Origin of the sequence: Streptomyces sp. 3330 (assembly GCF_031456635.1) — a bacterium.
Taxonomy (GTDB): domain Bacteria; phylum Actinomycetota; class Actinomycetes; order Streptomycetales; family Streptomycetaceae; genus Streptomyces.
Genome location: NZ_JAVDVA010000013.1, coordinates 166,052 through 177,650, shown reverse-complemented (window position 1 = coordinate 177,650; position 11,599 = coordinate 166,052). Strand labels below are relative to the sequence as shown.

Sequence of the window (11,599 nt, the reverse complement as noted above, 5' to 3'; positions counted from 1 at the left end):
GGTGTTTCCTCTACTCCTCGGATTCCGGTTGCTTCCGGCTGGCCGGAAGGCGCACGCGTTTCCTGGGCCTGCTGAGCCCCGGCCGCTTCCTGCGTTGCCCGGTTCCCCCCTGTTTCCCGGGCCCGCTGGCGGGCCGCCGCCGCTCTCAGCCACCGCCGGTGCAGTTCGAGGCGTTCCTCCGGCGTGGCCCCGCAGAACTCCGCGAGCCGTTCGACCGGGGCGAAATCCTGCGGAACCGCTTCCCCCGCGCAGTACCGGTGCAGCGTCGAGGTGTTCATGCCCAGCCGTCGGGCGAGGGAGCCGTAGCTGCGCTGCGTGCGCCCCTTCAGTTCCGTCAGCAGCGCCGCGAACTCCGCCACATCGGCCACACCGTCGTCGGTCGACACCGTTCTCCTCGTGTTCGTCCGGCCCGGCGGTCATCCCAGGCACTCCTCTAGCTGCACGTCAGATGGGCTGGGATGGTTCCACCTCGGCCGATCGGGCGCCGGCCGTTGCACCGGACCGCCCGGACGGCCGATGCTCTTGGTGTCGCACCGACCGGGCCGGACCGACCGACCGGCGCCGTGGTGACGACCCACAGCCGTGCACTGGCCAGAGCCGTGCACTGACCGAAGCCATGCACTCACCCACGGGGGACACCCATGTCCAAGCGCACCCGAGCCGGCACGCTCACCGGGCTCACCGCACTCACGGTCGCGGGCCTCGCCCTCGGCACCGTACTCGCCGCACCGGCGGGCGCCGCCACTCCACGGCCGCCCGGCTTCCTCTCGGCCGCCGACCTTCCGCCGCACCCCAGCTCGTCCTGGACGGCCGGCAGGGTCACCGCCGGGGCGTCACCGGACGTGGAGTCGGACCGTTGCCTCGCCATGGCGCTGGGCGGCGGCCGGAACTCCTGGTACCGGGACTTCCGGACCGACCTGGACACGAGCGCCCGTCAGGTGAGCGTCAGGCTGTCGAGTGTCAGCGCGGCGAAGGGCCGGTTCGCGCGGATCGACCGGGACATCAAGTCCTGCGCCGCCCGGATCGAGCGGGCCGACCCGGAGGTCGAGGCCGAGCTCAAGGACTACGGGAAGCTGAACGTGGAGGAGGGCGCCCACGTCTACGGCCTGCACACCGAGACCTCCTGGGGCGCGACCGACATCCGCCTCCTCTCCGTCGGCCGGGACGGCACGACGGTGACGGTCGTGGACTGGGGCCGGCTGGGCGACTTCGGCGACGCCCCGGTCAAGGCCTTCAAGAAGACGACCGTGACGGCCGTCGCCAAGCTCCACTGACACACGACCACCGAGGAAGAACCGGGGCCGTCGCCCTCCCGCCACGGGGGTCGGGAGGGTCGGCGGTCCCGTACGACCGCACAGCCACCACCAGTGGGGCCGGACCGGCCCCGCCCACGAGACACACGGGGAACACGTACATGACCAGCAACAACAGCACGGCCGGCAAGAGCGACGCGACCGGTGACCGCACGGCCCGTTTCCGTACCGCCCGCCGTCGTACGGCGCTGGCCGCCGGCCTGGCGCTGGCCCTCGGCCTCGGTGTGACCGCGCAGGCCTCGGCCGGCAGCTCGCGCAGCGTGAGCGGCAAGCCCTCCGACAACATCACGCGCATCGCCGACTTCTACGGCGCGTACATCGACGCGGTGACCGACGAGGGCGGCGGCAAGCTCGCCGACGAACTCCGCAAGCACTACCTCACCCCCGCCTTCCGGAAGGAGCTGGCGGCCTGGGAGGACAAGAACCACGCCGACGGCGTCCTCCGGGCGCAGAACGTCCCGCTCGCATGGAAGGTCACCGACAACGGCACGGCGCACCACACGGAGGCCGTCGTCACCCTCACCTGGGGGAGTGAGACCACGCGGCTCGTCGTCGACATGACCCGCGGTACCCACAAGATCTTCCACATCGGCACGACGGGAGTCGGGGCCCGCTAGGCGGAAGCCGTCACAGGCCGTCACAGTTCGTCCCGGGCAGACCAGAGGCGTCGGCGGCCATCGGAATGCCGAGGGCCGCCGACGGAGGCGGCAGGGCGCTGCCGGAAGCCGGTGGAGGTCGGTGGAGGTCGGCAGTTCGATCGCCGGTGCGCCCAACCCTCTTCCCCAAGTGGCCGTTTGCGCACCAGCGGATTTCGGCCAACCTCGCCGGTCGTGTCGGGGCGGATGCGACGCGGCGGCGCGGTTCGGGGCGGTGGGCGATGCGGTGGGACGGTGGGTGCCGTCCCACCGCATCCCCGTATACGGCCAGGTCGGCGGGGGTGGGTCGGTGGACGGGGCGATTCCCGTCGGCCGGCGTGTCACTCGGGTGCCTCGGTTCGGGTGCGGCCGGGACCACCGGGCCGCCCTGCCGAATCGCACCGCGGGCACGCCCGCTCACGCCTGCTCGCACCCGCTCACGCCCGCTCGCGAGGGAAGTGACGGACGGGTGCCGCTGCGCCGGTGCACGCCCCCCGAAAGGGGGAGCGGGGCCGTCGTGCGGCTGCTCCGGCTCCCGGACATCGGGGCCGGTCATCGCCTCCGCCCGGCGGTCCGTCCGCCGCCCCGGTGCCTGCCCCGTCAACCGGAACCGGCTCGTCGACCAGGGCTTTCCGCTCCGGGCGCCGGACGTGCCGGGGCCCGGAGCGGACGGGGGCAGCCCGGTCCACCGGTACCGGCTCTCGTCCGTGCCGGGCCGCGCCGACGTCGCCCGTGGCACGGGGTACACACGCCGGGCGGGAGACGTGCACCGTCCCGGCGTCCGCTCCCGACGGGTTCGTTCGAGGGGGCGCGCCGTGTGACGTCTCTCCTCCACGGCCCGAACGGTCCCGAACAGGGCTGTCGGACGGTCTCTCCTTTCCCGGGAGCGTCCTGGCGGCCCGCCCGAACATGGCCGAACACCCGGGCGTCGATGATTCGACATGACTGGCGCGGTGCCGACCGGGCAAGGATCCCCGTGAACGTGTTCGAGCAGGAGGGGAACCCACATCGACACGCGGGCGGGGGTCATGGAGAGGCAGGCACGGGGAAGCGGTCCGACGGCGATCGCGGACACCTCGGCGACGAGACAGGCGGGGGAGAACAGGGCCGAGGACGTGGTGGAGCAGGACCGGGCGTCGCAGCTCAGGCGCAGACTCGGACGGGCGGACCTGCGGGCGGTGCCCGAGACGCGCCGGGCGCTGAGGGAGCTGTTGCGCGGCTGGGGGAGGCCGGGGCGGTCGGAGACGGCCGAACTGCTCACCAGTGAACTCGTCACCAACGCGCTCGTGCACACCGACGAGGACGCGGTCCTGACCGCCACCGTCTCACCGTCCGGTCTGCGGGTGGAGGTGCGGGACTCCGCGGCCCACCGCCCCCGGCCCAGGGTGCCGAGCGCCGACGAGGCCACGCACGGCCGGGGCCTGCTCCTGGTGGAGTCCCTCGCGGACACGTGGGGGGTACGGGCGCAGGGCGGTGGCAAGGTCGTCTGGTTCGAACTGGGCGCCGGAGCCGCGTGAGCGAAGCCGACGGGCGACCGGTCTTCGGGCGCGCGCCTTTCGGTTGACCGGCCTTCGGGCAATGAGCGTCGAGCGACGGGTGACCGGCCGTCGGGCGGAGGCTGCCCGGCGACGGGCCGCGAGAACGGGAAGGGGGCGCGACCGCCGAGGTCGCGCCCCCTTCCCGTTCCATCTGAGTGCTCGTCAGCCGAACTGCTGCTCCAGGTCCTTGAGCTTGCGCTCCAGGGAGTCGAGGCGCGGCAGGGCCATCGTGTCGTCCTCCGCGGTGAGGTCGACGGTGATCGAGGAGTCGGCTCCGTGCCGCACGGGCTGAAGGGAGGGCCGCGAACGGACGGGCAGCTGCTCCGCCGAGTTCGCTATGGCAGGCTCCGCGGAGACCCGTTCGGCCGTGGCCGGCTCCAGGGCGGCCGGGGCCTCCACCTGACGGCCACCACCGCCGCCACCGCGACCGGGGAAGCGGCCGCCGTGACCGCGGCTGATCGCCTTCAACTGGGCGCGCTCGACGCGGTGCTGCTCGCGGCGACGCAGCTTCGTCTCTTCCTTGCGTGCCTTGTCCTCGCGGACCTCTTCCACGGCCTCGTCCAGGCTGCGCACGTTCTCGAGGAGCATCAGGGACCAGGCCCTGTAGGTCTCACGGGGAGCGCGTACCCAGCGCACGACGCGGATCTGCGGCAGCGGGCGGGGCACGAGGCCCTGCTCGCGCAGCGCGGCCCTGCGGGTCTGCTTCAGGGCCCGGTCGAAGAGCACGGCCGCCGAGAGCGACATGCCCGCGAAGAAGTGCGGGGCGCCCGCGTGGCCCAGGCCCCTGGGCGCGTGCACCCAGTTGAACCAGGCGGCCGCGCCCGCGAACGTCCACACGAGTATCCGGGATCCGAGCGCCGCGTCACCGTGGCTGGCCTCGCGGACCGCGAGGACGGAGCAGAACATCGCCGCGCCGTCCAGGCCGAACGGCACCAGGTACTCCCAGCCGCCGCTCAGGCCGAGGTTCTGCTCGCCGAAGCCGACCAGACCGTGGAAGGACAGCGCGGCGGCCACGGCCGCGCAGCAGAACAGAAGGACATAGGAGGCGGTGCCGTATATGGCTTCCTTCCGCCTGCGGCGCTCCTCGGTACGCTCCCACGAATCGTCCGCGTTCGCGTTCGCCCCGGAGGAGCGCTTGCCGCGCGCGAGCACCGCCACCGCCGCCAGCATGCCCAGGAGCAGTACGGCGCCGGGAAGCAGCCAGTTCAGCGATATGTCGGTCAATCTCATCAGGGGTCCCTTGCATTGGGATAGGGCGTAACGCCCGCCATAGTGGCGCAATCCCGCCGTCCCTCAGGGGGTTTCGGGGCAAGAGGCCGCCAAGGAAGTGCAAGGGGATGCCCAGGGCGACGTTCTGCTCGAACTGCCGCTTGAGGGGCGGGAGTTGAGTTCGAATAAGACTACCCGTACGGGTGGTTCCTCGGAAAGTTCCCGGGACAAGTGAGGAAATTGTGAAGTCCCTGTAACCCTGGGAGGAGTCTCGTCCGGGTGATCTTACGGGACGTGCGGCGGTGCCCCGTCCCCCGGGAGCGCCTGAGGTCCCCTCAACTCACGGCGACCGCAGTCAGCTTGGCGACGCGGTCCGCGTCGCAGGTGCGCGGGCAGGTGGCGCAGGTGTCCTCGGGGCGCAGGGTGTAGAACATGCAGCAGCTCGCCCGGTCCCGGGTGGGCAGGGTCTCGCCCCGCGGTCCGGTCAGCTCGCGGAAGGACGCCGAGCCGACGTAGGGGCGGGTGGCGCCCGGCAGAAGCAGCTCCAGTTCCCGTCGGGCCCGGTCCTTCTCGCCGTCGCCGAGCAGCTCGGCGACGTACCAGAGGCTCTCGACGATCTCGTCGGTCACCATGCCCCACAGGGCCCGGCCGCGGCGTCGCGCGGGTGGTCCGAACCCGGCGAGCACCGGCTCGTGGTGCTCGGCTATCGCGGCCCGGACCTCCGCCCGCAGCGCCTCCTCGTCCGGGACGACCCGGGCGCCCGGCAGCAGCGCCGCCGGATCACCCGGCAGGCAGGCGAAGGAGGTGGGCGGCCGGACGGCCATCCGCATGCCGTCGCCGGTGCGGTCGTACGAGACGTGCGTCACGGGGAGGCGGGGGACCCGGCGGTGCAGGAACCAGGGGACGGTGATCAGCAGACAGGCGGGCCAGGAGTAGCGGTGCAGGCCGAAGCTCGCGACGACGTCCGGGCGCGCGGGCTGTCCGTAGTCGCGGAGGACCTGCGCGTCGTCCCAGGCGAGAAAGGCCTCCAGTGCCGCCCCGCCCTCCGCGAGCTCGGCCGCGGCGACCCAGCCGCCACCCCGGGGGAGCGGTTCCCGGTGCGCCAGCTCGGTGACGGTCAGGGCCGGGAAGACCTCCGCGAGACGGGCGTAGGCCTGCGCTGTGGCCGACGGGGCTGTGGGCATGCCGGGACCGCCGTTCCGAGAGGAATTAAAGGTAAGCCTTACCTTACTCAATATCGTCGGGATTTGAACTGACGGCCAGTACGCCTAAGGTGCTTGACGGACGAGTAACAACCCGCCGTAATGGCCCCAAGTACCGACAAGGCCGGAGGAGGCCCCGTGGAGCAGGGTGTGCAGGGCTCCACCGGTACCGGGACCCCGGCCGTGCCGGGCGCCGAGGGCCGCGCCCGGGTGCCGGCGCAGTCACGGGGGCCCGCCGGGTACGGCGAGGACGCGGACCGGGACAGATGCGGTCCGGCGGGCGCCGCGCGCGGGGAGCACACGCACAGCGAGAGCCCGGTCCCGCGCCCCCGACCGGTGATCCAGCGCGCCTCGGTGCGGGGTCAGATCCTCGACGCCCTGCGCACGGCGCTCGTCTCCGGGGACCTGCTGCCGGGCGAGGTGTACTCGGCGCCGGTCCTCGGTGATCGCTTCGGGGTCTCCGCGACGCCGGTTCGTGAGGCGATGCAGCAGCTCGCGCTGGAGGGCGCCGTCGAGGTCGTCCCCAACCGGGGCTTCCGGGTGATCGTGCGGGGGACGCGCGAGCTGGCCGAACTGGCCGAGGTGCGCGCGCTGATCGAGGTCCCCGTGATGCTGCGGCTCGCCCGTACGGTGCCCGCCGAGCGCTGGGCCGAGTTGCGGCCGCTCGGTGAGGCGGCCGTGCGCGCGGCGGCCTCCGGCTGCCCGGCCGCGTACGGGGAGGCCGACCGGGTCTTCCACCGGGCGGTGCTCGCGCTGTCCGGCAACGAGCAGCTGGCCGGCGTCGCCGAGGATCTGCACCGGCGCTCGCAGTGGCCGCCGGCCGGCGGGTCGGTGCGGCGCGGGCGGGCGGATCTCATGGCCGACGCGGCCGAACACATGGCCCTGCTGGACGCGCTGACGTCGGGCGAGCCGGACCGGGCACAGGCCCTCGTGCGAGGGCACTTCACGGGCGTCCGCGGCTGAACCGACGCCTGCTGACTGTGCCTGCTGGACCGACGTCTTCTTCTGCCCTGTGTCCTCGGCCTGCAGCCCGACCGGAGCCACAGCCCTCGGCCCCGGCGCTCAGCCCGACCGGAGCCGCCTCGTCCTCCCTCGCCGTCGAGTGGCCCCGGATCCCCGCCCTTCGCCCCCCGCCGCCCTCACGCTCCGGCCGGGCTGGGGGTCGGGGGCGGGGCCAACTGGCGTGCCAGCCAGGTCGGTACGCCGCCCAGGAGGCGGAACAGGCGGCGTGCCTCCTCGCGCAGCCGGGAGGCCTCCGGGTCGACCTCCGCGTCCGCCAGCGAGGCGAGCGCGGGGGCGGTGCCCACCAGGTAGCCCAACTCCTCCCGGATGCGCAGGGATTCGGCGAAGCCGTGCCGGGCCTCCGCCACCTCGCCGTCGCGCAGGGCCAGTCCGGCGAGGTGGCGCCAGGTGAAGGAGAGCAGCAGCGGGTCGGAGTGGGCCGCGGCGGCCGTGTGGGCGCGCCGGTACGCGGCCCTCGCGGCCTGCGGGGAGCGCGAGATGTTCTCCGCGAGCAGGCCGCGGCGGAAGTCCAGCAGCGCCCGTCCGGGGGCGTCCGGCGGGATCAGCGCCGCCGCCCGGCCGAGGGCCGCGCGTGCCTCGTCCACCCGGTCGCGCACGCCGTGCAGCGTGGCCGCGTAGGCAAGGTGCCCCCGTTCACAAGCGGCCGCGCCGCGCTCCTCGTCGTCGTGGGCCAGCGCCTCCGCGGTGCGCAGCGCGTCCTCCGCGTCCTGCCAGCCCTGCTCGGTGTACAGGCACCGTTCCACGAGCAGCGCGGCCCGCTGGACCGCGCCCGCCGCGCTGTCGGCCGGGAGCAGAGCCGCCGCGTCCGCCCAGCAGGCGCGCGAGCGCAGCCGCCATACCGCGGTCTGGAGAGGATCGTCACCTGAGGTCGTTCCGGTACCGGACATGGCGGTGTACGCCACGTTGCCCTCCCCGAGCGCGCCGTCGAGCTTTGAGTGGTGGCCGCATCTCAGCACGAATCGCGGGGCCGGGCCAAGGGGGCGGGTGAAGGATTTCACAAAGTCGTGGGACTCCGCGCCCCGCAGGTCTCCACCGGTGGTGACCCAGAGGTGGCGGCCGGTGTCGGCTCGAGGTCAGCTCATCCGCAGTGCGAGGAAGAAATCAAGCTTGTCCTCCAGCCGCGAGAGGTCACGGCCCGTCAACTGCTCGATCCGTCCGACCCGGTAGCGCAGCGTGTTGACGTGCAGGTGCAGACGAGCCGCGCACCGGGTCCAGGAACCGTCGCAGTCGAGGAACGCCTCCAGCGTCGGGATCAGCTCGGCGCGGTGGCGCTGGTCGTAGTCGCGCAGCGGGTCCAGCAGACGGGCCGTGAAGGCCTTGCGCACGTCGTCCGGGACGAACGGGAGCAGCAGCACGTGGGAGGCCAGTTCCTGGTGGCCCGCCGCGCAGACCCGGCCGGGGCGGGCGGCGGCCACCCGCCGGGCGTGCCGTGCCTCCTCCAGCGCCCCGCGCAGGCCCTCCGCCGAGTGCACGGCCGCGCTGACGCCCAGCGTGAGCCGCCCGTCGCCGTCGAGGCCGGACGACAACGGCTCGCGGACGGCGGCCAGCAGCGCGTCGGCGAGGACGCCGGTCTCGGATCCGTCGTGCTCGCTCGACACCGCCGGCAGCGGGACCAGGGCGATCGCCTCGTCGCCGGTGTGGGCCACGGCGATGCGGTCGGAGGGCTCGGGGCCGGTGGCGAGCGGGTCGACCAGGATCTCCTCCAGGAGCGACTGGGTCAGCGGGCCGGCCTCCAGCGCGCCGTCGTCCCACTCGACGCGGGCGACGACCACCTGCCAGTGCGGGGCGGCCCCCAGACCCGGGAGCAGCACCGGCGCGGCCACCCGCAGACGGGCCGCGATCTCGGCCGGGGCGGCGCCCGTCTGGACCAGCTCCAGCACCTCCTGCGCGAGCCGCCTGCGCACCGTGCGCGCGGCGTCCCGGCGGTCCCGCTCGACGGCGATCAGCTGGGTGACGCCCTGCAGCAGGTCGAGGCGCTCGTCCGCCCAGTCCCCGGCGTCCGCCTCGACGGCCAGCAGCCAGTCCGACAGGACGCTCTCGCGCACGTCGCGCGCCGGCTGGGCGGCCGGCGAGGTCCGCGGGGCCTGTGGCGCCGGCGGGACGCGGCCGCCGCCGCGGATCGGGAACAGCGAGTAGGTCGTCTGGCCGATGATCACCCGGTGCGGTCCGCGCCGCCCGGTGCGGACGGCCGCCAGGTGTTCCGCCGCCAGCTTCGCGCACGCCTCGGCCGGCAGGGCCGGACCCGTCGCCTTCGGGCCCGCGATGAGCCGTCCGGTGGGGGACAGGACCCAGGCCCGCAGGTCCAGGTCGGAGCCGAGCAGATCGAGGACGACGTCCGGGCCGCCGCCCGCCGGGCCCGAGGTCATCATCCTGCGGTGCCGGTCCACCACGGCGGCGAGGTCCCCGGCGCGCTCGCCGGACACCTGCCGTACGACGTGCTCGGTGATCGTCGCGAAGGCCACCGACTCGTGCACCGCGAACAGCGGGAGGCGGTGCCGGGCGCAGGCCACGGCGAGGTCCTCGGGAACCGCTCCCAGCTCCGCCTCGCCGGCCGCGAGCGCGGCCACCCCGGCCTGCACCAGGAGCCGCACGAACGGTTCGGAGTCCGCCGCGTCCCGGCGCCACGCCAGGCCCGTCAGCACCAGCTCGCCCCCGGAGAGGTAGCGGCTGGGGTCCCGCAGGTCGGTGGTCATGACGCCCCGTACCGTGCGGTCCAGCTCGTCCTGGCCGCCGAGGAGCCTGAGGCCCAGCGCGTCGGTGTCCAGCAGTGCGCGCAGCCGCATCTCGTCGCCGCCGTTCTTTGTCTCGAAAACTACGATGAATCGTGAAGGCCGTGGTGGGAGCGGACCCGTCGTCGGTCCGCCGTCGGTCCCGCCCCGGAGAGCCCGGCCGGCGCGGCGGACAGCCGCGTACCGCATTCTTCGGCGGCCAGGTCGTTTCCTACGTTTCCACAGGAAAACGAGGAGGTTACCGAGGATCTCCGTTCATACGAATCTACAAGATGCCCGGGTCGACCAGCCAACTCCTTCATGGTTTCCGTGACTGACCCGGTCGGAGCAAGGCGCTGTGTACTGACCTCACTCCGCGTGAACACCACATGAACGAGCCGGGCCCGCCGCACCCGATTCTGGCTCGATACGACTCACGAGACTCACGAGACGAAGAAGAGAGCCGGTCATGGACTTCCTTCGCCCCGCCAGCTGGGAGGAGGCGCTCGCCGCCAAGGCCGAGCACCCCACCGCTGTGCCCATTGCGGGTGGCACCGACGTGATGGTCGAGATCAACTTCGACCACCGCAGGCCCGAGTACCTGCTCGACCTCAACCGCGTGGGCGACCTCTACGAATGGGAGGTCGGCGAGGAGAGCGTGCGGCTCGGCGCCTCCGTCCCCTACACCCGGATCATGGAGCACCTGCGCGCGGAACTGCCGGGCCTGGCCCTCGCCTCGCACACCGTGGCCTCCCCGCAGATCCGCAACCGCGGCGGCGTCGGCGGCAACCTCGGCACCGCGTCCCCGGCCGGCGACGCCCACCCCGCCCTGCTGGCGGCCGGCGCCGAGGTCGAGGCCGAGTCGGTGCGCGGCACCCGCCTGATCCCGATCGACGCCTTCTACACCGGCGTGAAGCGCAACGCGCTCGCTCCCGACGAGCTGATCCGCGCCGTCCACATCAAGAAGGCCGACGGTCCGCAGCAGTACTCCAAGGTGGGCACCCGCAACGCCATGGTCATCGCCGTCTGCGCCTTCGGCCTCGCGCTGCACCCGCGGTCCCGGACCGTCCGCACCGGCATCGGCTCGGCCGCGCCCACCCCCGTCCGGGCGAAGACCGCGGAGGACTTCCTCAACGCGGCGCTCGAAGAAGGCGGCTTCTGGGACAACGGAAAGATCATCGCCCCGTCGGTCGCCAAACAGTTTGCCGACCTGTGCGCCGCCGCCTGCAACCCCATCGACGACGTCCGGGGGACGGCGAGTTACCGACGGCACGCGGTGGGCGTCATGGCCCGCCGCACGCTGACCTGGACGTGGGAGTCGTACCGCGGCCCCCGCCGCACCGCAAAGGGAGCCGCGTGATGCGCGTCAACTTCACTGTCAACGGACGTCCGCAGGAAGCCGACGACGTGTGGGAGGGCGAGAGCCTGCTCTACGTGCTGCGCGAGCGGCTCGGGCTGCCGGGTTCCAAGAACGCCTGCGAGCAGGGCGAGTGCGGCTCGTGCACGGTCCGGCTGGACGGCGTGCCGGTGTGCTCCTGCCTGGTCGCCGCCGGACAGGCCGAGGGCCGCGACATCGTGACCGTCGAGGGTCTCGCGGACTTCGCCAGGCAGCGTGCCCAGCACGGCGGTTGCGGAACCGGTTCCTGCGGCACCGCGGGCCACCCGGGCGCGTCGGACGCCTCCTCCGGCGAGGCCGAGGGACGGCCGGCCGGGAGCGCCGACTCCCACACCGGTGAGGGGACCGAACTCGCCCCGATCCAGCAGGCGTTCATCGACGCCGGCGCCGTCCAGTGCGGCTTCTGCACGCCGGGTCTGCTGGTCGCCGCCGACGAGATGCTGGAACGCAACCCGAACCCGAGTGACGCCGACATCCGCGAGGCGCTCTCCGGCAACCTCTGCCGGTGCACCGGATACGAGAAGATCATGGACGCGGTCCGCCTGGCGGCCGCCCGTCAGGGAGAGGCGGTCTGA

At 73.3% G+C, this 11,599-nt stretch carries 10 protein-coding genes and 1 pseudogene; 6 read left to right on the top strand and 5 right to left on the bottom strand.

Annotated features, from left to right (window positions below):
• Positions 1-173: 173 nt before the first annotated feature.
• Positions 174-359 (bottom strand): annotated as a pseudogene (locus J2X68_RS40300) (helix-turn-helix domain-containing protein); the annotation flags it as partial.
• Positions 360-641: 282 nt separating this feature from the next.
• On the opposite strand from J2X68_RS40300, the gene J2X68_RS22565 reads away from it, so the two are divergent.
• From J2X68_RS22565 to J2X68_RS22555, 3 genes are all read left to right on the top strand, one after another.
• Positions 642-1,274 carry a hypothetical protein gene (locus J2X68_RS22565; RefSeq protein WP_310434347.1) on the top strand — a complete coding sequence of 211 codons (633 nt, stop codon included), beginning with the start codon at positions 642-644 and terminating at the stop codon, positions 1,272-1,274.
• Between the two features lie 140 nt (positions 1,275-1,414).
• Positions 1,415-1,930 carry a hypothetical protein gene (locus tag J2X68_RS22560; RefSeq protein ID WP_310434346.1) on the top strand — a complete coding sequence of 172 codons (516 nt, stop codon included), beginning with the start codon at positions 1,415-1,417 and terminating at the stop codon, positions 1,928-1,930.
• A gap of 1,046 nt (positions 1,931-2,976) precedes the next feature.
• Positions 2,977-3,465, top strand: coding sequence for an ATP-binding protein (locus J2X68_RS22555; RefSeq protein ID WP_310434345.1), 489 nt, complete (start codon positions 2,977-2,979; stop codon positions 3,463-3,465).
• A gap of 183 nt (positions 3,466-3,648) precedes the next feature.
• Here the strand turns inward: J2X68_RS22555 and J2X68_RS22550 are convergent, their stop codons facing one another.
• The gene (locus J2X68_RS22550; RefSeq protein WP_310434344.1) at positions 3,649-4,716 is read right to left on the bottom strand and encodes a DUF2637 domain-containing protein; all 1,068 of its coding nucleotides are present in this window, start codon (positions 4,714-4,716) and stop codon (positions 3,649-3,651) included.
• 314 nt (positions 4,717-5,030) lie between these two features.
• On the bottom strand, positions 5,031-5,879 hold the full coding sequence (locus tag J2X68_RS22545; RefSeq protein ID WP_310434343.1) for a (2Fe-2S)-binding protein: 849 nt from the start codon (positions 5,877-5,879) through the stop codon (positions 5,031-5,033).
• Between the two features lie 156 nt (positions 5,880-6,035).
• On the opposite strand from J2X68_RS22545, the gene J2X68_RS22540 reads away from it, so the two are divergent.
• Positions 6,036-6,860, top strand: coding sequence for a GntR family transcriptional regulator (locus J2X68_RS22540; protein ID WP_310434342.1), 825 nt, complete (start codon positions 6,036-6,038; stop codon positions 6,858-6,860).
• Positions 6,861-7,036: 176 nt separating this feature from the next.
• Here J2X68_RS22540 and J2X68_RS22535 read toward each other — a convergent pair whose 3' ends face one another.
• Together J2X68_RS22535 and J2X68_RS22530 are read right to left on the bottom strand one after the other, a co-directional pair.
• Positions 7,037-7,822, bottom strand: coding sequence for a hypothetical protein (locus J2X68_RS22535; protein ID WP_310434341.1), 786 nt, complete (start codon positions 7,820-7,822; stop codon positions 7,037-7,039).
• Positions 7,823-7,993: 171 nt separating this feature from the next.
• On the bottom strand, positions 7,994-9,703 hold the full coding sequence (locus tag J2X68_RS22530; protein WP_310434340.1) for a PucR family transcriptional regulator ligand-binding domain-containing protein: 1,710 nt from the start codon (positions 9,701-9,703) through the stop codon (positions 7,994-7,996).
• Between the two features lie 394 nt (positions 9,704-10,097).
• On the opposite strand from J2X68_RS22530, the gene J2X68_RS22525 reads away from it, so the two are divergent.
• Together J2X68_RS22525 and J2X68_RS22520 are read left to right on the top strand one after the other, a co-directional pair.
• The gene (locus J2X68_RS22525; RefSeq protein ID WP_310434339.1) at positions 10,098-10,988 is read left to right on the top strand and encodes an FAD binding domain-containing protein; all 891 of its coding nucleotides are present in this window, start codon (positions 10,098-10,100) and stop codon (positions 10,986-10,988) included.
• Positions 10,988-11,599, top strand: a complete 612-nt coding sequence (locus tag J2X68_RS22520) for a 2Fe-2S iron-sulfur cluster-binding protein (RefSeq protein WP_310434338.1) — start codon at positions 10,988-10,990, stop codon at positions 11,597-11,599. Before J2X68_RS22525 ends, J2X68_RS22520 begins: the two co-directional genes overlap by 1 nt.